Here is a 22,313-nt window from a genome sequence, read left to right as displayed (position 1 = left end):
ATGATCGGAGGGGAGTGGTCGCGGGCCGACTGGGTCGCTCACGCCGACCGCCTGCTCGCGGCCGCCCGCCGATACGCGTCGCCGGGTGGCGGCCGGATCCATTTCCCCGGGTCCGAGGGTGGGTACGGACGTGACATCGACGGCCTCGAGGGGTTCGCCCGCACGCTCCTGCTGGCGGGCTTCCGCATCGCGGGGGAGCGCGGCGTCGGCGTCGATGACCTGATCACGTTCGCGCGACGCGGCATCGCCTCGGGTGTGGATCCCGGAGCGGCCGACCGCTGGGTGCGACCGGACGAGCACGGGCAGGCGAAGGTCGAAGCGGCATCCATCGCCCTCGTCCTCGACCTCACCCGGCCCTGGGTGTGGGACGCCCTCGACCCCGTGACGCAGCAGCGGGCGATCGACTGGTTCGCGCCCGTCGTGGGCGACGTCACGTACCCGCGCACCAACTGGGTCTGGTTCCGCATCGTCGTCGAGACGTTCCTGCGCTCGGTGGGCGGTCGGTGGTCGGAGGCCGACATCGCGGCCGACCTGGCGTGCCACGACTCGTTCGTGCGCGAGGACGGCTGGCTCTCCGACGGCGACGAGCGCTCCTACGACCACTACGTCGGATGGGCGCTGCACGTGTATCCCGTCCTGTGGTCGCGGATGTCGGGGGCGACCGACCTCGCCGGCGACCGGACGGCGGCCGACGTCGCCCGTCTGGACCGCTTCCTGGCCGACGCGCTCGCCCTGGTGGGGGCGGACGGCTCGCCGCTCATCCAGGGGCGGAGCCTCATCTACCGGTTCGCGGCGGCCGCTGTCTTCTGGGTCGGCGTCATCGCCGAGGTCCCGTCGCACTCGCTCGGCCGGCTGCGTCACGCGGCCGAGCTCGTCGTCCGCCACTTCGCCGACCGCGGGGCGCCGGCCGCCGACGGCGTCCTCACGATGGGATGGCACGGCGGATGGCGCACCCTGGCGCAGTCGTACTCAGGGCCGGGGTCGCCGTACTGGGCGGTCAAGGGGCTCATGGGCATCCTGCTGCCCGCAGACCACCCGGTCTGGATGGCAGAGTCGGAGCCGCTGCCGATCGAGTCGGGCGACGTTCTGCGGGCCGTGAGGTCACCGGGCTGGATCGTCTCCGGCACCCGCGACGACGGGATCGTCCGTGTGATCAGCCACGGCACGGACCACTCGCGTGTCGGGGTCGTCTCGACGGACTCGCCCCTGTATGCACGCATCGGCTACTCGACCGCCGCCGCGCCTCTCCTGGACGCGCAGGCGTGGCTCGAGCCTCTCGAGCAGGCGGTCGCGCTGCGGGATGCCGAGGGACGCGCGACGCACCGGAGCGGGATGCGGCTGCTCGGAGCCCGTGTCGAGGACGGGGTCGGCGTGGCGGCGGCGATATGGGACGCCCACTGGGTCGAGCCGACGCCGACCACGCACGCGCACGGATCGGGGCTCGCAGGGGACGCACGCCGTGCCGGCCGCATCCGGGTGGACTCGCTCGTCCACGGAGGCGTGGAGGTGCGGGTCGTGCGGGTCCAGGATGTCGCGGCCGATGCCGTCCAGCTCCGCATCGGAGGCTGGGCCGTCGCCGGCAGCGAGTCCGAATCGCACGTGCACGGCGCGGTCGCCGAGGTGTCGGCGAACGGGGTGACCAGCGGCATCCGTTCCCTGTCGGGAGGGGTCGCGGGCGCGGTGCACCGGCAGGATGCCAGTCCGCTGGGCGCGAGTGCTGTCGTTCCGTTCGTGGACCTCGGCCCCACCGGCGAGGCGATCGTGATTCTGGGCCTGCGAGGTTCCGGCGCGCCCGTGCGGACGGAGGTCGTCGCGGCGCTCGAGGACGACGACGTGTCGGTCACCTGGGCGGACGGTCACCGGTCGCGGATACGGCTGCCCTCGTCATAGCCGTCACATAGCAGGGGCCAGGCAGGCGTCACAACCCCTGGGCGAAGCCATAGGCGCCTCCCTACAGTCGCGACAACGGCTCGGACCGCAATCCGTTCCGAGCCGCGCACCGAATGCTGTGCAGCACCTGAAAGCACGGCTTGCGGCATCCGTCGCACCAATGGAGGGACAATCTCATGACCAGCTCACCCAACCGCCTCGTCGCCGTCATCTTCGGCGCCGTCTACATCCTCGTCGGCCTGCTCGGCTTCACCGTGACAGCGGGCGTCGACTTCCTCGCCACCGAGGGCGGCGAACTCCTCGGCATCTTCATGGTCAACCCGCTGCACAACGTCGCGCACCTCCTCATCGGTGCCGCCCTGCTGATCGGTGGCCTGTCGAACGTTCGTGCCGCCAAGGGCGTGAACATCGTCGTCGGTGCGGCCTACCTGCTGCTCGGCATCGTCGGCTTCTTCATCGTGGGCAGCGCGGCGAACATCCTCGCGCTGAACACGGCGGACCACTTCCTGCACCTGGCGAGCGCGATCGTGCTGCTCGGCGTCGGCATCGCCGCTGACAAGCAGGTCTCCACCCGCGCGGCCGTCTGATGTCGCCGTCCGTCCTGGTTCGCTCCTGGCCGGCGCTCGCCGCGTGGGGAGCGGGGCTGCTGCAGCTCGGACTGGGCGCGGGCGCGATCGTGAAGGGTGCCGATGCCGCCGACCGCGGCATCGGCATCCTGCTGGCCACCGTCGGAGCGGGAACGCTCGCGTGGGGCGTGATGACGCTGGCGAAGAGCCGGCTCACGGCGCCTCGTGCCGGCGTGGCCGTCTCGTTGGCCGGCCTCGTCCTGCTCGTCGCGCTGCTGCTCGTCGGGCCGGCGCAGGTGAGCGTCTACCCGGTGGCTGTCTCGGCCGGCCTGTCGCTGGCTCTCGGCATCGTGTCGGCGATCACGCTTCGCAGACGTGGACGCTCGACCCGACCGGTTGTGCGGACCGCAGCGCGCACCAGCATCGGCGGTCTGATCGTCGGCGCGTTCCTGCTCGCGGGCCTCGTGACGCCGGCACTGGCCGCGACCCCCATCGGCAGCGACGCTCCCGGCGCCTCGGTGAACGAGGTCTTCATGCCGGGCCACGGGCACGGTCACTGACCGATCCGCCCACCGGCGTCAGCGGATGCAACAGATCCGCGACGACACGCCGGCACCCGGACGGATGCCGCGGCGCGCGGCCCGGCATCCTTTGCATCGCGTGACACCCACTACATCCCGAACACGACGACGCCCCGACATCCGCGAGGATGCCGGGGCGTTCCCGTATGCGCCTTACAGCCCGCGCGCGAGGCGGTAGTAGGCCTGGTTCCAGCGGAGCTCCTTCTGGAACCCGCGGACGGTCGTGTCCTCGTCGATGACGAGCAGCTCGGTGCCGGCGATCTCGGCGAAGTCGCGGAAGACCTCGATGCCCACGGCGGTCGTCATGACGGTGTGGTGCGCGGCGCCCGCCGCGAGCCAGCAGGATGCCGAGGTCGCGAAGTCAGGGGACGGCTTCCACACGGCGCGGCCGACCGGCAGCTTCGGCAGGTCGGGGGCGTCGACGTTCTCGACGACGTTGGCGACGAGGCGGAACCGGTCGCGCATGTCGCTCATCGCGACGACGAGGGCGGGACCGGCGTCCGCCGTGAAGACGAGTCGGACGGGGTCGGCCTTGCCGCCGATCCCGAGCTCGTGCACCTCGAGACGCGGCTTCGACGTCGTGAGCGACGGCGAGACCTCGAGCATGTGCGCGCCGAGGATCCGCTCGTTCCCGGGCACGAGATCGTAGGTGTAGTCCTCCATGAGGCTCGCGCCGCCGGGCAGGCCCGAGCCCATGACGTTGGCGACGCGCACCAGGATCGCCGTCTTCCAGTCGCCCTCGGCGCCGAAGCCGTAGCCCTCGGCCATCAGGCGCTGCACCGCGAGACCGGGCAGTTGCGTCAGCTCGCCCAGGTCCTCGAACGATGTCGTGAACGCCCCGAAGCCGCCCGCCTCGAGGAACGAGCGCAGCCCGATCTCGATCGCCGCGCCGTCGCGCAGTGACTGATGACGCTCCGCGCCCGGCAGCAGTTCGTCGGCCACGTCGTACGAGGCGACGTACTCCTCGACGAGAGCGTCGATCTGCGCTTCCGATGCCTGGGCCACGGCATCCGCCAACTCGTTCACGCCCCACGTGTTGACCTGCACGCCGAACTGGAGCTCGGCCTCGGTCTTGTCGCCCTCGGTGACGGCGACGAAGCGCATGTTGTCGCCGAAGCGGGCGAGCTTGAGCGTCTTCACGGCCTGCCAGCCGGCGGCGGCGCGCTCCCAGTCCTCGATCTGCTGGACGACGACGGGGTTCGAGACGTGACCGACCACGGTCTTGCGGGGAACACCGAGGCGCGTCTGGATGTATCCGAACTCGCGGTCGCCGTGCGCGGCCTGATTGAGGTTCATGAAGTCGAAGTCGATGTCGTTCCAGGGCAGTTCGACATTCGCCTGCGTGTGCAGGTGCAGCAGCGGCTTGCGGAGCGCATCGAGGCCCGAGATCCACATCTTCGCGGGGCTGAAGGTGTGCATCCACGCGATCACGCCGATGACGGAGTCGTCCGCGTTCGCGTCGAGCGCGAGCCGCTTGATCGAGTCGGAGTCCTTCAGGACGGGCTTCCACTCCACCTTCACCGGCAGGCCGCCGAGGCCCTCGGCAACGGCCCGCGACTGCTCGGCGACCTGGCGCAGCGTCTCCTCTCCGTAGAGGTTCTGGCTGCCGGTGACGAACCAGACGGTGTACTGCTCGAGGCTGGTGGAGAGGGTCATGCTGTTCCTTCGTTCGATGAGCGGATGCCGCGCAGCGGCAGTGCGGTGACGGCGGCGGCCTCGGCGGCGAGACCGGCGCGGTAGCGGGCGAGGTAGTCGGCGAATCCGGCGACGTCCGCCGGATCCGGATCGGCGGTGACGGCGGCCGCACGGGTGAAGACGTGGTCGGAGAGGTAGGACGACAGGTCGACGACCTGCGGTGCCGCGGCATCCCGGTTCGGGATCAGCGAACCTGCCCCGCGCGGCGCGACCGCGAAAGCCGCGAGCACCGCCATGCCCCACGCGCCGCCCTCGGCAGCCGTGTCGCCGACCGTGACGGGCGCGTCGAGCGCGCCGGCGAGGAACCGCTGCGCGACCCCGGCGGTGCGGAAGACCCCGCCGTGCGCGAACATCTGGTCGAGCCCGACGCCCTCCTCGGCGAGGGTCTGCATGCCGACCGCGAGCGTCGCGAACACGCCGTACACCTGTGCGCGCATGACGTTCGCGAGCGAGAAGTCCGCGTCGGGCGTGCGCACGACGAGCGGGCGACCCTCGTCCAGTCCGGCGATCGGCTCACCGCTCAGGTGGTTGTACGCGAGGACCCCACCGGCATCCGCGGCGCCTTCGAGGGCTTCGCGCAGGAGCGTCTCGTAGACGGCATCCGTCGTCATCGACTGACCGGATGCCGCGGCGAATCGCGCGAACAGCGCCGCGAACGACGCCAGCTCGCTCGCGCCGTTGTTGCAGTGCACCATCGCGACGGGGTCTCCGGCGGGAGTCGTCACGAGGTCGATCTCGGTGTGGACGCGCGCCAACGGGCGCTCGAGAACGACCATCGCGAAGATGCTCGTTCCGGCGCTGACGTTGCCGGTGCGCGGTGATACCGCGTTGGTCGCGACCATGCCGGTGCCGGCGTCGCCCTCGGCGGGAGCGGCGACCGCGCCCGGGCGGAGGGTGCCGGTCGGGTCGAGCAGCGCAGCGCCGTCGGCGGTGAGAGTCCCGGCATCCGCTCCGGCGGGGAGCACCTCGGGTAGCAGGTCCGTGAGGCTGCGGCCGGCGAGGAACCCGGCGGCGTGCGCATCGTAGGCGGCGACGCGGTCGCGGTCGTAGCCGCCGTCGGTGCCGATCGGGAACATGCCCGACGCGTCGCCGACGCCCAGTGCGAACCGGCCCGTGAGCTTCTCGTGCACCCAGCCGGCGAGGGTGTTGATCTTCGCGAGCGAAGCGAGGTGGGCCTCGTCGTCGAGGACCGCCTGATGCAGGTGCGCGATCGACCAGCGCAGCGGGATGTTGACGCCCAGCAGGTCGGTGAGCTCGGCCGCAGCGGCACCGGTGGAGGTGTTGCGCCACGTGCGGAAGGGAACGAGGAGTGTGCCGTCCTGGTCGAACGCGAGGTAGCCGTGCATCATCGCCGAGACCCCGATGCCGGCGAGGTCCGTGAGCTCGGCGCCCTGGCGGCGCACGTCGGCGACGAGGTCGGCGTAGGCGGCCTGCAGTGCCGACCAGATCGTGTCTTCGGGGTAGGTCCAGATGCCCTCCTCGAAGGTGTTCTCCCACTCGTGGCTGCCGACGGCCAGCACCGTCGCGGGGTTCGCGGCGTCGACGAGGCAGGCCTTGATGCGGGTCGAGCCGAGCTCGATGCCCAGCACTGCACCGCCGGCGGTGATGACGGATGCGGCGCTCATCGACGGGCGTCCGTGCTCTGGCCGTACACGTTCTGGTAGCGGTTGTAGAGCGCGTCGATCTTGTCCTGCGGGATCGGGATCAGCTCGCCGCCCTGCCGGGCGACGTGCACCGTGCGGGCGGCGTCCTCGCACATGACGGCCGCCTTCACGGCATCCTTCGCGCTGACGCCGATCGTGAACGGACCGTGGTTCTGCATGAGCACGGCGCGGGAGCGGTGGCCCGTCAGCGTCTCGACGATGCCGCGGCCGATCGAGTCGTCGCCGATGATCGCGAACGGCCCGACCGGGATCGGCCCGCCGAACTCGTCGGCCATGCCGGTGATGACGCAGGGGATCTCCTCGCCGCGCGCGGCCCAGGCCACGGCGTAGGGGGAGTGGGTGTGCACGACGCCGCCGACGTCGGGCATGTTCCGGTAGACGTAGGCGTGCGCGGCGGTGTCGCTCGAGGGTGAGCGGTCGCTGCCCGGGCTGCCGGGCACGACGTTGCCGTCGAGGTCGCAGAGGATCATGTTCTCGGGCGCCAGGTCGTCGTACGAGACGCCGGACGGCTTGATGACGAACAGGTCCGCACTGCGATCGTCGCCGGTGCGCACGCGGCCCGAGACGTTGCCGCCGGTCCAGACGACGAGGCCGTAGCGGACGAGTTCGGCGTGCAGGGCGGCGACGTCCGCGCGGACAGCCGCGATCGCCTCATCGAGATCGGTCATACGTCGATGTTATCGGTAACATCACTGTCCGGCCACGGTGGGACCCGAACATGCGCCGGCGGCATCCGGGCTGGGCGGACCGAACTCCGGATGGATCGCCCGGTCGGCCCGTGCCGGCGCCGCGGACCCTGGATCCTCCAGAGAACGGCCCGCGCCCGTCCGCGCCGCGCCTGGGCGCGCCACTGTGAACCCCGGTAGGAGCGCACCCGGCGGGCGCCCCCTCACCCGCGCGGCGCTACCGTCGACGCGCGGGTGACCAGTACGGGCTCGGCCGCCGTCTCGGACTCCGGCAGCCCGAGCGCCTCGGCGACGACGCGGCGCGCCTCGCCGGCCGTGTCCACGCGCACCGTCGTGAGCGCGGGCGTGTAGAAGGCGGCATCCGCGTTGTCGTCGAAGCCGGTGACCGAGACGTCCTCGGGGATGCTCAGCCCTTCGGCGACGAGCCCCGCGATGAGCCCGAGCGCCATCTGGTCGTTCGCGGCCGCGACCGCCGTCGGCCCGTCCGCGCCCCGCACCGCGACGGCCACCTCGCGGGCGACCGAGGCTCCCGCGGCCGCGCTCCAGTCCCCCCGCCAGATCGCCGCGGGACGGATGCCGGTGGTCGCCAACGCGGTGTCGACGCCCTCGTCGCGGGCCGTGGCCTCGAGCCAGTCGGCGGGGCCGGCGAGCCGTGCGATTCGCCGGTGGCCGAGCGTCACGAGGTGGTCGATCGCGAGCGCGGCGCCCGCGCGCTGCCGTCGCGCGCCCTCGCCGGTGTGAAGGGCGGCGAGGGGGATCCGTCCGGCGACCTCCTGCAGGGCGGGGAGCGTCGCGGTGTGCGGGGCGACGACGATCAGCGCGTCGACACCCTGGGCGAGCAGCCGCTGAGCGGCGTCGGTGACGGATGCCGGGTCCGCGGCATCTGCGTAGGCCGTCGCCAGCCAGCGGTCCGCTGCCCGGGCAGCGGCGTCGAGCGCGGCGATCCCCGCGCCGGGGCCCCACAGGGTCGCGTCGGAGGCGATGATGCCGACGGTGCGGGTCGTCGAGGTCCCGAGGGAGCGTGCGGCGTTGTTGATGCGGTAGCCGAGTTCGGCGATGGCCGCTTCGACGCGGGCGCGGGTCTCGGGGCGCAGGTTGGGGCTGTCGTTGAGGACGCGCGACACGGTCTGCGCGGATACTCCGGCTCGGGCGGCGACGTCGCGCACGCTCGCACGCATCGTTCCGACCCGTCCCATGGCGCTCACTGTAGCCCCCTGCCGGTCAGGCCCCTTGCACGGGTCGTCACCCGCTGTCGAGGAGCGGCGGCTCATCCGTCCTGCCGATTAGCGTGGAGGATTCACGCCGGCGACGGAGGAGGGACCGGATGCGGCTGCTGCAGCGACTCGCGCTCGGGCGCTTCTATGCGCGCCTGCCCGAGTGGGTGCGCATCGTCGTCGCGGTGGCGGCCGTGGTGCTCGGGGTGGTCATCGTCATCCGTCCGACCACTGCGCTCGGCGTACTCGCCTGGCTGATCGGCGGCGGCATGGTCCTCACCGGTGTGCTCGAGCTCACCGGCCGCGACGGCGAGGGAGACCGCCCCCGCTGGCGCACCGTGACGGGCGCCGCGTGGGTGGTCGGCGGGCTCGTCGTCCTCCTCACCCCCGGCCTGACGGTCCGCGTCGTCGCGACACTCGTCGGCGTCCTGCTGTTCGCCGCGGGCGCCGCGGGACTCGTCGCCGTGTTCGCGAAGGGGCGCACGCTCGATGCCCGCATCGCGGATGCCGCCTTCTCGATCTCGGGCGTGATCTTCGGCGTCCTGGCGCTCTTCTGGCCCGACATCACCCTGCTGGTCGTCGCCGTCGTGTTCGGGGCGCGCCTCATCATGAGCGGGGTCACCGACCTGTGGACGCGCCTTCGTCGCCGCCGCGACACCGAGGCCGACCGACGCCACCAGCCCCGCCGATTCCGCCGATGGGGTCGCACCGTGACGGCCCTCGTGTCCGTCGCGCTCGCCGTGACGACGGCTCTCGTGACGGTGCCGCTGCGCGAAGGGTCGACCGTCGTCGACGACTTCTACGCCGCGCCGCGAGACATGCCGGGACAGCCCGGACGCCTCATCCGTGCAGAGCCGTTCACCGCCGGCATCCCGGTCTCGGCGACTGCCTGGCGGATCCTCTACACGACCACGGGTGTGAGGGGCGAGGTGCGCGTCGCCAGCGGCGTGGTCGTGGTTCCGAAGGAGGGCGACGGGCAGTGGCCGGTCGTCGACTGGAACCACGGCACGACGGGGTTCTCCGAGAGCTGTGCCCCCTCGCTGCAGCCGCGCGGACTCTGGTCGGGTGCGCTGTACATCCTGCCGACGATCATCCGACAGGGGTGGGCGGTCGTTGCGACCGACTACATCGGCCTCGGCACCGAGGGTCCGCATCCCTATCTGATCGGTCCTCCCAGTGCGACGGCGTCGCTCGACGCGGTCCGCGCCGCGCGGGAGCTGCAGAATGCCGATCTCGGCACGCGCACGGTCATCTGGGGGCACTCGCAGGGCGGCGCCGCGGCGCTGTGGGCGGGCTCGATGGCGCGCGAGTACGCGCCGGAACTGTATGTGCAGGGGGTCGCGGCGCTCGCGCCGGCGAGCGACCCGCCCGCGCTCGTGCAGAACATCTCGAGCGTGACCGGCGGCAGCATCTTCGCCTCGTACGCGTTCGCGGCGTTCTCGTCGATCTACGACGACGTGTCGTACGACGAGTACGTGCGCCCGGGCGCAGACACCGTCCTCCGGCAGATGTCGGAGCGATGTCTCTCCGACCCCGCGATCGTCGTGTCGGTCGCGGCATCGCTCGGCATGATCGGCGATCCGCGTCTGTTCTCCCGACCCCCGGCATCCGGTCCGCTCGGTGAGCACCTGCGTGAGAACGCGGCGCCGCTCAGGCAGAACGCGCCCGTCCTGCTGGCGCACGGTGGGGCCGACAGCGTCATCCCGGTGGCGACGCAGACCGCGTTCGTGCAGCGCATGTGCGCGGCGGGTCAGGTCGTCGACTACCGGATCTACGACGGATACGAGCATGCCGCGGTCGTCGAGCGTCCGTCGCCGCTGCTCGACGAGCTCATCGACTGGACGGCGGCGCGGTTCGCGGGAGAGCCGGGCCCGGAGAAGTGCTCGACCACGAGGGAATGAGCCGGGCCGTCCGGACGCGCCCATAGGGTGGGACGCATGACCGAGAACACCCTTCCCTCCGGCATCCAGCTCGACGAGTTGAGCTCCGACATCCGGCCGCAGGACGACCTGTTCCGCTATGTGAACGGCTCGTGGCTCGAGCGCACCGAGATCCCCGAGGACAAGGCGCGGTGGGGGTCGTTCCACCTCATCGCCGAGCAGGCCGAGCACGACGTCCGCGAAATCATCCAGGAATCCACGACGGCTGAGCCGGGCACCGAGGCCCGCAAGATCGGCGACCTGTACGCGAGCTTCATGGATACCGACGCGATCGAGGAGCGCGGCGCCGACGCCGTCGCGCCGCAGCTCGCGTTCGTCGACCGGATCACCGGCATCCCGAGCTTCCTCAGCACCGCCGGGTCGCTGGAGCGCGAGGGCGTCTCGGGTGTCTTCGGTACCTACATCGAGCCCGACCCGGGCAACCCGCAGCGCTACGTGATGTTCCTCGTGCAGGGCGGGCTGTCGCTCCCCGATGAGAGCTACTACCGACTGGACAACTTCGACAAGACGCGCACCGCGTTCCGCGCCTACGTCGCCACCGTGTTCACGCTCGCGGGCGTCGACGACGCCGAGGCGCAGGCCGACCGGGTCGTCGCGCTCGAGACCGAGCTCGCCTCGCACCACTGGGACAACGTCCGCAGCCGCGACGCCGTCGCGACCTACAACCTGATGAGCTGGGATGCCGCGGTGCAGCTCACCGGCGTCGACCTCGCCCCGTGGCGCGACGCCGTCGCCCCCGGCAAGGCCGGCGTCATCGAGGACGTCGACGTGAACCAGCCGAGTTTCTTCGAGGGCCTCGGGACGCTCCTCGTCGAGGACCGGCTCGAGGACTGGAAGGCGTGGCTGCGCCTGCAGGTGATCCGTTCGTCCGCCCCGTTCCTCTCGCAGGCGTTCGTCGACGCGAACTTCGCGTTCTACGGGACCGAGATGACCGGCGTGCCGGTGAACCGTGAGCGCTGGAAGCGCGGCGTCTCGCTCGTCGAGGCCGCTCTCGGCGAGGCGGTCGGCAAGGTCTACGTCGAGCGTCACTTCCCGCCCCGTGCGAAGGAGGAGATGGACGTCCTCGTCGACAACCTCATCGAAGCGTACCGGCAGTCGATCTCGTCGCTCGAATGGATGACGCCCGCCACGCGCGAGCGCGCGCTCGAGAAGCTCGAAGCGTTCACCCCCAAGGTCGGCTACCCGGTGACGTGGAAGGACTACTCGGACCTCGAGATCGAGGCATCCGACCTCATCGGCAACGTCCGCCGCTCGAACGCGTGGCAGCACGATCAGCAGATCGCCAAGCTCGGCGCGCCGATCGACCGCGACGAGTGGTTCATGACGCCGCAGACGGTCAACGCGTACTACAACCCGCTCATGAACGAGATCGTGTTCCCCGCCGCGATCCTGCAGCACCCGTTCTTCGACATGGAGCGCGACCCGGCCGCGAACTACGGCGGCATCGGGGCGGTCATCGGGCACGAGATCGGCCACGGCTTCGACGATCAGGGGAGTGCCTTCGACGGCACCGGTGCGCTCAACGACTGGTGGACCGACGAGGACCGCGCCGCCTTCACCGAGCGCACGAAGACGCTCATCGAGCAGTACAGCGCGCTCGTTCCGCAGGGCCTGTCGTCGGATCACACGGTCAACGGCGCGCTGACGATCGGCGAGAACATCGGAGACCTGGGCGGCCTCGGCATCGCGATCAAGGCGTACCGGCTGCACCTGAAGGCCTCGGGCTCGATGGACGTCGACGGGCCCGTCATCGACGGGCTCACCGGCATCCAGCGTCTGCTGCTGAGCTGGGGTCAGATCTGGCAGCAGAAGGGGCGGGATGCCGAGACGATCCGTCTGCTGACGATCGACCCGCACTCGCCGAACGAGTTCCGCTGCAACCAGATCGTCCGAAACATCGACGAGTTCTACGCCGCGTTCGATGTGACCGAGGCCGACGCGCTCTGGCTCGACGAGGACAAGCGCGTCACGATCTGGTGACCGCGATGCGCGGTGCGCCGGTCGTCAGCATCGAGCTCGAGTTGGATGCGGCGACCGAGCGCGCCGTGCGCGCGGAGTGGCAGGCGCTCGCCGACGCCGGGCTGTCGAGCCTCGCCGCGCATGTAGCGCCGTCGAACGCGCCGCACGTGACGCTGCTGGTGCGTTCGTCGGTTTCGCTGGCGTCGGTGCCGCTGCCCGCGGCGTTCCCGGTCACGCTGGGCGCCGTAGTGCTGTTCGGGGCAGGGGATCGGCGGGTGCTGGCCCGCTCGGTCGTCCCGTCGCCCGAGCTCCTCGGCCTGCACGACGCCGTGCACGAGGCCGCCGGCGCCGGTGACGATGCTCCGCACACCGCGCGGGGCGAGTGGATGCCGCACGTCACCCTCGCGCGGCGGCTCAAGGTCTCGGACCTCGAGCGCGCACTGCCGCTCCTGGGTCAGCCGATCGTCGGTGTCGCCCGCGGGCTGCGGCGGTGGGATGCGGCATCCGCCACCGTCACCCAGCTGGGGGAGTTCGGGGGCGGGGCTTGACCCTCACACGGTGTCAGACTGTGGCCTGGGATCACCATGTTGAGTATCGGAGAGTTCGCCCGCCTCGCCGGCGTCTCGGTGCGGATGCTGCGTCACTACGACCAGCTCGGTCTGCTGCGCCCGCAGCGGGTCGATCCCTTCTCGGGATACCGCTCCTACGCCGCGTCGCAGTTGGACCGCGCCAATCGGCTGGTCGCGCTGAAGGACCTCGGCTTCACGCTGGAGCAGGTCGGCGTCATGCTCGACGACGGTATGTCGTCGGATGCCGTCGCCCGCCTCCTCCGCGAGCGTCGAGGCGAGCTCGCGGCCCAGATCGACGCGGACCGGCAGCGACTCCGCGAGGTCGACACGAGGCTCCGATCGATCGCGAAGGAGAATCCCATGTCCGAGTACACCGAAGGTGCCCTGCCTGAGCTGACGATCGTGCAGCTGTCGGCGAAGGTCGACGAGATGTCGCAGATCGAGGAGGAGATCGGCGGCATGTTCGCGCGCGTCGGTGCTCTGATCGAGGCGGCCGGCGCGAGCCGCGTCGGTCCCGGCGTCGCCGTCTACACGACTGTCGAGGACGGCATGATCGCCGCTGCTGCCGAGCAGATCGGCCATGCGCCCGTGCCCGACGGTCTCGAGCGCGCGGTCGTGCCGCCGCATCCGCGTGCCGTCTCGACCCGCCTCGATGCCGATGATCTCAGCGGAATCCAGGCCGCGTGGCAGGCGCTCGTCGCCGAAATCGAGCGCCGCGGGCTGCGATTCGACGGCCCCTCGCGTGAGATCTACGAGCAGACACCCTACGACGGTCCCGGCTCGCGCTGGATCGTCGACCTGCAGCAGCCCGTCGCCTGACGAGCCGCTTCCCGGGACGCGATCTGCCGCCTGGCACCGCGCGCAGCGACCGTTCGCGTCCCCAGAACGCGCGCGGTGTCAGGCCTTCGCGGGGTTCCATCCCGGTTCGTCGCCGATGGCGGTGAGGATGCGGCCGGTGATCACGCCCAACTGACGCTGCTGCGCGACCGTCAGACGTTCGAGCACGAGTCGGTTCACGAGCTCGACATGACCTGGTCCGGCGGCTCGTCGCGCCACCGCGCCCTCGTCGGTCAGGATCGCCACGGTGTAGCGGCCGTCCTCCGGGTCCGTTTCGCGGCGAAGGTAGCCGCGCGCCTCGAGCCGAGTCGCCGCGCGCGACAGTCTCGACAGCGAACTGTGCGCATACCCGGCGAGCTTGCTCATGCGCAGGCGTCCATCGTCGGCATGGGACAGCGCGTAGAGGATGCCGTACTCAAAGTGCGTGAGACCGGCATCCCGCTGCAGCTGGGCGTCGAGGGCGGCGGGCAACCACTCGAGCAGCGTCGCCAGCGAAGACCACGTCGCGAGGGCATCGGGAGGGAGGTCGTCTGCAGCAGCCATCAATGCACCCTACCCGATGACTTGCTCAATCAAGTAAACGGGCGTACCTTCACTTGCTCAGTCAAGTGAAAGGACGATCATGGACCTGCAGCTGCGAGGCAAGCGCGCGCTCATCACCGGTTCGACCCAGGGCATCGGCTTCGCAATCGCCGAGGCGCTCGCCGCCGAGGGCGCCGCCGTCATCCTCAACGGAAGGTATGCCGACCGCACCCACGCCGCGGGTGAGCGACTCCGCGAGCAGGTGCCCGGAGCCGACGTCACGACGCTTCCCGGCGACGTCGCCGACCCTGCGGCGTTCAACGACCTGCCGGAGGTCGACATCCTCGTGAACAACGCCGGGGCGTTCGGGCTCAGTGACTTCGCCGCGACCGGCGACGACGAGTGGCAGCGGTACCTCGACGTGAATCTGGGCGCCGGTGTGCGGCTGTCCCGCCGCCTGCTGCCGGGCATGCTCGAGCGCGGGTGGGGACGCATCCTGTTCATCGCGAGCGAGTCGGGAGTCAACGTCCCGGCCGACATGATCCCGTACGGAGTGTCGAAGGCGGCGACGATCGCGCTCGCCAACGGCCTCGCGAAGCTCACGCGCGGCACCGAGGTGACGGTCAACAGCGTCCTGGGCGGGCCGACCTATTCGGACGGTGTCGCGACCGTGATCGAGTCGATCGCGGCGGCGCAGGGCGTGCCGGCCGACGCGGTCGCGGCATCCATCATCGGGTCCCTTCAGACGACGCTGCTCGAACGCTTCATCCGTCCCGACGAGATCGCGACGTTGGTCGCCTACCTCGCGAGCCCTCACGCGTCAGCGATCAACGGCGCCGCGGTGCGCGCAGATGGCGGCGTGCTGACCGGCATCCTCTGACCCGGCGCCGGCGAGAGCTTCGGGGGGCGCAACTGGTCGCTCGGGTGCTCGTCGAGCGACGATTCGCGTCCCCGGAGCCCGGCCTCGTCGCGCTCCGGGGACGCGATGTGTCTTCCGAGCCCGACGCGGGCGACGATTCGCGTCCCTTGAACCCGGCCGCGCCCGGCCGTGTCAGAAGACGATCGTGTGGTTCCCGTGGCGGATGACGCGGTCCTCGGCGTGCCAGCGCACTGCGCGCGAGAGCACCTGGCGCTCGACGTCGGCGCCGCGGCGGACGAGCTCGGCGGTGGTGTCGGCGTGGGTCACGCGGATCGTGTCCTGCTCGATGATCGGACCCTCGTCGAGGTCGCCGGTGACGTAGTGGCTCGTCGCGCCGATGAGCTTCACGCCGCGCTCCTTCGCCTTGCGGTACGGCTCGGCGCCGATGAAGGCGGGCAGGAACGAGTGGTGGATGTTGATGACCGGCACGCCGAGCTCCTCGAGGAACTCGGGGGACAGGATCTGCATGTACCGGGCGAGCACGACGAAGTCGACGTTGCCCTTCAGCAGCTCGAGGATCTTCGCCTCGGATGCGGACTTGTCGGGACCCGGTGTCGACGGCACGTGGAAGAACGGCACCCCGAAGGAGCGCACGTCGTCCGCCGAGGTCGTGTGGTTCGAGACCACCATCGGCACCGTGATGGGCAGCTCGCCCCGGCGGTTGCGCCACAGCAGGTCGAGCAGGCAGTGGTCCTGCTTCGACGACAGGATCGCCATGCGCTTGGGCACCGACTGATCCGTGAGCGACCACTCCAGGTCGAACGGGGCGAGCGTGTCGGCGATCTCGGTCTCGATCGCGGGGCGCTGCCCGGCGAAGCCGGGGCGGTGGAACACGACGCGCTGGAAGTAGGCGCCCCCGCGCGGGTCGTCCGAGTACTGGTCGAACTGGACGATGTTGCCACCGATCCGCGTGATCATCGCCGAGACCGCGGCGATGATGCCGGGGCTGTCCTTGCCGTGCACGATGAGGCAGGCGTGGTCGGGGTGGAGCTGCGACACGGACGAAGTCATCCCTCGATTCTGCCCTGTGCGCCGACGGATCCCGACCGCGTGACGTGCGGCATCCCTCAGCGCACGCCCTTCATGAGCGACAGCACCGGCTTCACGCACACGAGCAGAAGCACGCCCATCGCGATCGAGATCCCGCCGAGGGTCGCGAAGTACGGCACCTCGTTCGCGGGGTCGTACAGCGTCGCGAGCTGCCCGGCTATGGCGGTGCCGAGCGAGACCGACAGGAAGAACAGTGCGACCATCTGCGTCTGGAACCGCTCCGGCGCGAGCTTCGTCGCCGCCGACAGGCCGACCGGCGAGAGCATCAGCTCAGCGATGGTGAACACGAGGAGGATGCCGACGATCGCCAGCAGCGGCGTCGAATTCGCCCCGCCGCCCGCGAACGGCAGGAACAGCAGGAACGCGACGCCCATGACAGCGACTCCGAGCGCGAACTTCACCGGCGTCGAGGGCTGCCGCGAGCCGAGCTTCGACCAGACAGCCGTGAACACGCCCGCCAGCAGGATGATGAACACCGGGTTGATCGACTGCACCCACGGGATCGGCATCTCCCAGCCGAACAGGTTGCGGTCGAGGCGTTCGGCCGAGTACAGCGTCACGACCGTGAACTGCTGCTGGTAGAGCGACCAGAACACGACCGACGTGAGGAACAGGGGCAGGAAGCCCCACACGCGGCTGCGCTCCTGCGAGGTGATCTGGCGGCTGAGCAGGATGACGGCGAAGTACGCGATGGCCGCGAGGATCACCGCACCGATCACGATCAGCGCGAGGTTGTCGGCGCGGATGACGCCGGTCAGCACCAGGACGACGATGACCACCACGGCGGCCACGCCGATGCCCGCGAACAGCGGGTAGCGCCCGCGCGGCAGCGGGTTGGGAACGATGCGCGCCTCGGCGGGCAGGCTGCGACGTCCGAACGAGTACTGCGTGAGGCCCAGCGCCATCCCGAGGGCGGCGAGCCCGAAGCCCCAGTGGAATCCGAGGTTCGACTGCAGGAGCCCCGTCAGCAGCGGGCCCGCGAACGCGCCGAGGTTGATGCCGAGGTAGAACAGCGAGAAGCCGGCATCCCGTCGGGAGTCGTCGGCTGCGTAGAGAGTGCCGACGACGCTCGTGGCGGTGGCTTTCAGTCCGCCGGATCCGAACGCGACGAGGATGAGGCCGACGGTCACGCCCGCGAAACCGGGCAGGAGCGCCAGGGCGATGTGCCCGGCCATGATGACGATCGCGCTCGCGAAGAGGACGCGCTCCGCGCCGAGGATGCGGTCCGCGATCCACGCGCCGAGGACGGTCGACAGGTACACCGCGCCGCCGTAGGCGCCGACGATGCTCGCGGCGACCGTCTTGTCGACGCCGAGCCCGCCGTCGGCGACCGAGAAGTACAAGTACAGCAGCAGGATGCCCTGCATGCCGTAGAAGCTGAAGCGCTCCCACATCTCGACGCCGAACACGTGCGCGAGCGCGAACGGCTGGCCGAAGAATCGGGTGTCGCGCGCTGCGGTGTCGTCGGAGGACGGGAGGTCGACGGGAGGTACGTTCCGCATTCGTCCCAGGTTAGGCGCGTGTCCTGGACGGGACACCCAGGTTGTGCCGCACCCCGCGCGGGTGTATCAGTCGCCCTCGACGGCGCGGGTCGCGTGACGGTCGGCGATGAGCGTGTCGCGCACGCGCCGGCGGAGCACCTTGCCGATGAGGGACTTCGGCAGCTCTTCCCACACCGCGTAGGTGGTCGGCCGCTTGTACTCCGCGAGACGCTCACGGGCCAGCTCGCGCGCGGCGGGCTCGTCGAACGTCGCACCGTCCTCGAGGACGACGACCGCGGTGACGACCTCGGCGCCGCCGCCGCGGGGGATGCCGACGACCGCCGTCTCGGCGACGCCCGGCGCCGCGGTCACGACCTGCTCGACCTCCGACGGTGCGACGTTGAAGCCGCCCGTGATGATGAGCTCCTTCTTTCGGTCGACGACCGTGACGAAGCCGTCCTCGTCCTGCTGCACGAGGTCGCCGGTGCGCACCCATCCGCCCTCGATGAGCGTCGCCGCGGTCTCCTCGGGACGGTTCCAGTACCCCGCGAACACCTGCGGTCCGTGGATGAGCAGCTCGCCGGTCTCGCCCTGCGCCACCTCGCGGGTCGTCTCCTCCGGATCGATGACCTTGATGTCGGTCGACGGGAACGGGATGCCGATGGCACCGATACGGCGTGAGTCGTCGAACGGGTTCGCCAGGGCGATGGGACTCGTCTCGGTCAGGCCGTAGCCCTCGTTGAGCATGCTGCCGGCGAGCTTCTCCCAGCGCGAGACGACGGCGGGTGTGAGTGTCATCGCCCCCGAGATGGAGTACACGACGCGGCTGAGGTCGAGGTCGCCGTCGCGCGCGACCCGGGCCAGCCGGTCGAACATCGGCGGGACGGCGGGGATGAACGTCGGCGGGAATCGCTTCGCGGCATCCACCACCAGTTCAGGATCGAACGTGGGGAAGAGCACCGCGCGCGACCCGGTCTCGACGGAGTAGATGACCGACAGCAGCAGGCCGAACGAGTGGAACATGGGCAGCAGCCCGTAGATGCTCCCCTCGCCATGGCGGAACTGCGGCATCCACGCGGCGCCCATGCGGGCGTTCGCCCACAGATTGCCGTGCGTGATCATCGCGCCCTTCGGGTCGCCCGTCGTGCCCGAGGTGTACTGCAGGCAGGCGAGGTCGTCGCGGTTCGGCCGAGGGTGGCTCGCCGCCAGGGCGGAGGAGTTCTCGAGCCGGACGAACGGGATCGTGCCGGGCGCTGCGCCCGTGAGTTTGGCGCGCGACTCCCGGGCCTTCGCGACGGGGAGGCGCAGCAGCATCCGCATCTTCACCGGCATCGCTGTCGTCACGTCGACCGAGACGATGTCGCGGATGCCGAGCTCGGCCGGCAGCGAGTGGACGAGCGGCGCGACCTTGTCCCATGCGATCACCGTGCGGGCGCCATGGTCGCGGAACTGCACCTCGAGCTCGTCCCGCGTGTAGAGCGGGTTGTGCTCGACGACGACCGCCCCGAGTCGCAGCACCGCGTAGAACGCGATGACGTGCTGCGGCGCGTTCGGCATGATCAGTGCGACCCGGTCGCCGGCGCGGACGCCGAGCTTCCGCAGTCCCTCGGCGACGCGGACGACACGGGCACCGAGCTCGCCGTAGGTCACCGTCCGGCCGAAGAACGCGATCGCGTCGCGCTCGCCGTACTGGAGCACCCGCTGTTCGAGCAGGTCGACGAGCGACCCCGTGACGGGTTCGATGTCGATCGGCGTGCCGGCGGCGTAGAAGCGGTTCCAGGCGCGGGTCTCGTTCAGCTGCACGGCGACGATCCTAGGTCGCGCGGGTGTCGCGTGGGTGCCCCCTTGCTCGCGACGGGCCGCCGCGCAAGCGTTCGCGACAACGGATGCCGCCTGCGACGCTCGAGCGATGATCGCCGATCCGCATACCGCCCGCCGGGACCACTACGCCGACTTCTTCGGCGACCTGCCCCGCACGGGTTACGGCGTCGTCGTCGGCAACTGTCAGGCCGAATCGGTGCGGCTGGTCCTCGACACGGATGATCTGCCGCTCCTGAGGGTCCCTCCGGTGTACGAACTGGATGCCGCCGACACCGCGCGCCTGCACGAGGTCCTCGCAGGCGCCTCGGCGCTCATCGCGCAGCCGGTGAAGGACGACTACCACGGCCTTCCGCTCGGGACACGGCAGCTCGCGGCATCCCTTCCTCCCGCGGGCCGGGCGGTCACCTTCCCGATCGTGCGGTTCACGGGGCTCTATCCGTTCCAGGCCGCGCTCCACGTGCCGGGGACGGAGGAGGTGCCGCCGATCGTCGCCTACCACGACGTCCGCACCCTTGCCGAGGCGGGTGGCCTCCCCATTCGCGACACGATGGGCGCCGACGCTGTCCGAGCCGAGGCGGCCGACTCGATCGCGGAGCTCGAGCGGCGCGAGCAGCAGCTCGACGTCGGGGTCTCCGACCTGTTCGCCGCACCGGGCTTCGATCTCGTCCGCACCGTGAACCATCCGGGCAATGCCGTGATCCTCGAGATCGGGGGCCGGATCCTGCGCGCGCTCGGGCGACCCGGCGAGGCGACCGATCCCGGCCGGCCCCTGCTCGACGCCGTGCACGCGCCGCGCGAGGACTGGGTCATCGACGCCTGGGGCCTCGACACCGCGCCGCAGCCGATGTGGCGTGTGAACGGCGACGGCGTCGATCCGGGTGAGATCCGTGAGGCGCACCTCGAGTGGTACCGCCGGAACCCCGGCTTCGTCCGAGGCGCCCTGGAGCGGCTGCGCCCGACGTTCGAGCGCTGGCGGCGCTGACCGGCGTAGCGTGGCGTGATGGCTGACGCGCTCGACATCCGCGAACTGCACACGATCGACGAGATGGTCGCCGCGAGCGGCGTCTTCGAGGCGGTGTGGGGGTCCCCCGACGGCGGGATGCCGCCGAACCTCCTGCGGGCGCTGGGGCACTCCGGCAACTACGTCGTCGGCGTGTTCGACGGCGAGCGCATGGTCGCGGCATCCGCCGCCTTCTTCGGTCCCCCGTCATCCCGCAGCATGCACTCGCACGTGACGGGCGTCCTGCCCGACGCGCAGGCGCGGGGGATCGGCCGCGCGCTCAAGGCGCACCAGCGCGAGTGGGCGTTCGCGCACGACGTGGGCACCATCACGTGGACCTTCGACCCGCTCATCGCGCGGAACGCCCACTTCAACCTCGAGGTCCTCGGCGGGCGCGTCACCGATTACCTCGTCGACCATTACGGCGACATGGGCGACGCGATCAACAGCGGCGACGAGAGCGACCGGCTGCACGTGGCGTGGCACCTGGCGTCGCCGGCCCCGACGCCGAACGCCTCCGATGTGGTCGCGACGGTCGCGATCCCGACCGACATCGAGGCGCTCCGGAGGGCCGATCCGGATGCCGCTGCCCGCCTCCGCCGCGAGGTGCGCGACGCGTTCCGGGCGCAGCTCGACGTCGGCCTCGTGGTCGGCGGCTTCCGCACCGGCGAGGGCTACCTGTTCGTCCGGAGCTGAGGCGGGCGGGGCCCGACCGCTCGGGCCGAGGCGTGGCCCTCAGCCCGCCCGGCGCGCCCCCTCGCCGAGCGACTCGAGCTTCGCCCACGCGATGTCGGGGTGGATGCGACCGCCGAGGCCGCAGTCGGTCGAGGCGATGACGCGGTCGGTGCCGACGATGTCGGTGTAGCGACGGATGCGCTGCGCGACCAGGTCGGGGTGCTCGACGACGTTGGTGGCGTGGCTGACGACGCCCGGAACGAGGACGAGATCCTCGGGGATCCGCGCATCGGCCCAGATGGCGAACTCGTGTTCGTGGCGGACATTGCCGGCCTCGAACGAGATCGAGCCGACGTTCGCCTCGAGCACGACGTCGAGGATGTCCTTCAGCTCGACGTCGGTCGTGTGCGGTCCGTGCCACGAGCCCCAACAGAGGTGCAGACGCACCTGTTCCTTCGGGAGTCCGTCGATGGCGCGGTTGATCGCCTCGATCCGGATGCGGGTGAACGCCTGGTAGTCGGCGATCGACGGTTCCGGGTCGATCTGGTCGAAGTTCTCGGCCAGGGAGGGATCGTCGAGTTGCAGGATGAGCCCCGCGTCGGTGATGGCGCGGTACTCCTCGCGAAGGGCGTCGGCCCACGCGTCGATGTGCTCCTGCTCGGTCGCGTAGTAGTCGTTGTGGACGCGGGCGGCGGAGCCCGGGGCGATGGCCGTGAGGAAGCCCTGCTCACCCTCGCGGAGCGCCGCGGTGAGGTTCCGGATGTCGGCGGCCACCGCGTCGTGGCCGCGGTACGACAGCGGACCGGTCGTGGTCGGGAAGGCGGACGCGATGCGCCCCGTCTCGACCGCCTCGGAGTACACGGCGGGGAAGCGCTGTCGGTCGCGGCGGCCGAGGAAGCTCGTGAGACGGATGTCCCCGGGGGTCGAGAGGACCGGCGGCTCGGTGAACGCGTTGATCTCGGTCAGCGACAGTCCCGCCACGCGCTGGAAGGAGTAGCCCCACCACGCGCCGTAGTCGACCGGGTTCGTCATCGCCTTGCCGAACTCCCCGTCGCCGACGAGGGTGATGCCCGCGGCGCGCTGGCGCTCCACCACTTCGGTGACGGCCCGAGCGGTCAACTCCTCCGCTTCGGCGCTCGGCAGCAGGGTGAAGCCGTCGTCGGCGAACGCACGTGCGGCGTTCGCCTCGATGAGTGCGGTCGAGCGGGGCAGGCTTCCGGAGGTGGTGGTCGCGACAGACATGG

General features: G+C 70.8%; 19 protein-coding genes. 10 read left to right on the top strand and 9 right to left on the bottom strand.

Annotation, left to right across the window (positions count from 1 at the left end):
* The 3 genes from ACIQLK_RS01140 to ACIQLK_RS01130 all read left to right on the top strand — a co-directional run bounded on the left by ACIQLK_RS01140 (position 1) and on the right by ACIQLK_RS01130 (position 3,016).
* On the top strand, positions 1 to 1,890 hold the full coding sequence (locus tag ACIQLK_RS01140) for a DUF2264 domain-containing protein (protein WP_400362216.1): 1,890 nt from the start codon (positions 1 to 3) through the stop codon (positions 1,888 to 1,890).
* 176 nt (positions 1,891 to 2,066) lie between these two features.
* Positions 2,067 to 2,477 carry a DUF4383 domain-containing protein gene (locus ACIQLK_RS01135; protein ID WP_400362214.1) on the top strand — a complete coding sequence of 137 codons (411 nt, stop codon included), beginning with the start codon at positions 2,067 to 2,069 and terminating at the stop codon, positions 2,475 to 2,477.
* A complete protein-coding gene (locus ACIQLK_RS01130) occupies positions 2,477 to 3,016 on the top strand; it encodes a hypothetical protein (protein ID WP_400362212.1) in 540 nt (179 codons plus the stop codon). Before ACIQLK_RS01135 ends, ACIQLK_RS01130 begins: the two co-directional genes overlap by 1 nt.
* A gap of 174 nt (positions 3,017 to 3,190) precedes the next feature.
* On the opposite strand, the gene araA is transcribed toward ACIQLK_RS01130, so the two are convergent.
* From araA to ACIQLK_RS01110, 4 genes are all read right to left on the bottom strand, one after another.
* A complete protein-coding gene (araA, locus tag ACIQLK_RS01125) occupies positions 3,191 to 4,693 on the bottom strand; it encodes an L-arabinose isomerase (RefSeq protein ID WP_400362210.1) in 1,503 nt (500 codons plus the stop codon).
* The gene (locus ACIQLK_RS01120; protein ID WP_400362207.1) at positions 4,690 to 6,357 is read right to left on the bottom strand and encodes a xylulokinase; all 1,668 of its coding nucleotides are present in this window, start codon (positions 6,355 to 6,357) and stop codon (positions 4,690 to 4,692) included. The genes araA and ACIQLK_RS01120 overlap by 4 nt, the downstream gene beginning before the upstream one ends.
* Positions 6,354 to 7,064 carry an L-ribulose-5-phosphate 4-epimerase gene (locus ACIQLK_RS01115; protein WP_400362205.1) on the bottom strand — a complete coding sequence of 237 codons (711 nt, stop codon included), beginning with the start codon at positions 7,062 to 7,064 and terminating at the stop codon, positions 6,354 to 6,356. The genes ACIQLK_RS01120 and ACIQLK_RS01115 overlap by 4 nt, the downstream gene beginning before the upstream one ends.
* 221 nt (positions 7,065 to 7,285) lie before the next feature.
* Positions 7,286 to 8,278 carry a LacI family DNA-binding transcriptional regulator gene (locus ACIQLK_RS01110; protein ID WP_400362204.1) on the bottom strand — a complete coding sequence of 331 codons (993 nt, stop codon included), beginning with the start codon at positions 8,276 to 8,278 and terminating at the stop codon, positions 7,286 to 7,288.
* Between the two features lie 128 nt (positions 8,279 to 8,406).
* Between ACIQLK_RS01110 and ACIQLK_RS01105 the strand changes: the two genes are divergently transcribed.
* Genes ACIQLK_RS01105 through ACIQLK_RS01090 form a run of 4 tightly spaced genes read left to right on the top strand, consistent with a single transcriptional unit; the run spans position 8,407 to position 13,583 of the window.
* Entirely contained in the window at positions 8,407 to 10,197 is a 1,791-nt protein-coding gene (locus tag ACIQLK_RS01105; RefSeq protein ID WP_400362202.1) for an alpha/beta fold hydrolase, read from the top strand.
* Between the two features lie 36 nt (positions 10,198 to 10,233).
* Positions 10,234 to 12,216 carry a M13 family metallopeptidase gene (locus tag ACIQLK_RS01100; RefSeq protein WP_400362200.1) on the top strand — a complete coding sequence of 661 codons (1,983 nt, stop codon included), beginning with the start codon at positions 10,234 to 10,236 and terminating at the stop codon, positions 12,214 to 12,216.
* Between the two features lie 5 nt (positions 12,217 to 12,221).
* Positions 12,222 to 12,743, top strand: a complete 522-nt coding sequence (locus tag ACIQLK_RS01095) for a 2'-5' RNA ligase family protein (RefSeq protein WP_400363835.1) — start codon at positions 12,222 to 12,224, stop codon at positions 12,741 to 12,743.
* Positions 12,744 to 12,779: 36 nt separating this feature from the next.
* Complete coding sequence (locus tag ACIQLK_RS01090; protein ID WP_400362198.1) at positions 12,780 to 13,583, top strand: MerR family transcriptional regulator; 804 nt, start codon at positions 12,780 to 12,782, stop codon at positions 13,581 to 13,583.
* 78 nt (positions 13,584 to 13,661) lie between these two features.
* On the opposite strand, the gene ACIQLK_RS01085 is transcribed toward ACIQLK_RS01090, so the two are convergent.
* Positions 13,662 to 14,144 (bottom strand): MarR family winged helix-turn-helix transcriptional regulator, encoded by a 483-nt coding sequence (locus ACIQLK_RS01085; RefSeq protein WP_400362196.1) that lies wholly within the window; start codon positions 14,142 to 14,144, stop codon positions 13,662 to 13,664.
* Between the two features lie 79 nt (positions 14,145 to 14,223).
* Between ACIQLK_RS01085 and ACIQLK_RS01080 the strand changes: the two genes are divergently transcribed.
* Positions 14,224 to 15,003, top strand: a complete 780-nt coding sequence (locus ACIQLK_RS01080) for an SDR family NAD(P)-dependent oxidoreductase (protein ID WP_400362195.1) — start codon at positions 14,224 to 14,226, stop codon at positions 15,001 to 15,003.
* A 171-nt stretch (positions 15,004 to 15,174) separates the two neighbouring features.
* Here ACIQLK_RS01080 and purU read toward each other — a convergent pair whose 3' ends face one another.
* The 3 genes from purU to ACIQLK_RS01065 form a co-directional block, all read right to left on the bottom strand.
* A complete protein-coding gene (gene purU / locus ACIQLK_RS01075) occupies positions 15,175 to 16,053 on the bottom strand; it encodes a formyltetrahydrofolate deformylase (RefSeq protein ID WP_400362193.1) in 879 nt (292 codons plus the stop codon).
* 56 nt (positions 16,054 to 16,109) lie between these two features.
* On the bottom strand, positions 16,110 to 17,594 hold the full coding sequence (locus ACIQLK_RS01070) for a peptide MFS transporter (RefSeq protein ID WP_400362191.1): 1,485 nt from the start codon (positions 17,592 to 17,594) through the stop codon (positions 16,110 to 16,112).
* 66 nt (positions 17,595 to 17,660) lie between these two features.
* The gene (locus ACIQLK_RS01065) at positions 17,661 to 19,376 is read right to left on the bottom strand and encodes a long-chain-fatty-acid--CoA ligase (protein ID WP_400362190.1); all 1,716 of its coding nucleotides are present in this window, start codon (positions 19,374 to 19,376) and stop codon (positions 17,661 to 17,663) included.
* A 106-nt stretch (positions 19,377 to 19,482) separates the two neighbouring features.
* Here ACIQLK_RS01065 and ACIQLK_RS01060 point away from each other — a divergent pair, with 106 nt between their 5' ends.
* Together ACIQLK_RS01060 and ACIQLK_RS01055 are read left to right on the top strand one after the other, a co-directional pair.
* A complete protein-coding gene (locus ACIQLK_RS01060; RefSeq protein WP_400362188.1) occupies positions 19,483 to 20,376 on the top strand; it encodes a WcbI family polysaccharide biosynthesis putative acetyltransferase in 894 nt (297 codons plus the stop codon).
* A gap of 18 nt (positions 20,377 to 20,394) precedes the next feature.
* Positions 20,395 to 21,090 (top strand): GNAT family N-acetyltransferase, encoded by a 696-nt coding sequence (locus tag ACIQLK_RS01055; protein ID WP_400362186.1) that lies wholly within the window; start codon positions 20,395 to 20,397, stop codon positions 21,088 to 21,090.
* A 39-nt stretch (positions 21,091 to 21,129) separates the two neighbouring features.
* Here ACIQLK_RS01055 and ACIQLK_RS01050 read toward each other — a convergent pair whose 3' ends face one another.
* Positions 21,130 to 22,311: a cobalamin-independent methionine synthase II family protein gene (locus tag ACIQLK_RS01050; RefSeq protein WP_400362185.1), complete on the bottom strand. Its 1,182-nt coding sequence runs from the start codon at positions 22,309 to 22,311 to the stop codon at positions 21,130 to 21,132.
* Positions 22,312 to 22,313: the final 2 nt, after the last annotated feature.

This window comes from Microbacterium sp. NPDC091382 (genome assembly GCF_044757025.1).
Lineage (GTDB): Bacteria > Actinomycetota > Actinomycetes > Actinomycetales > Microbacteriaceae > Microbacterium.
The sequence above is the reverse complement of the archived record's forward strand: the minus strand, read 5'-3'. Positions and strand labels throughout refer to the sequence as shown.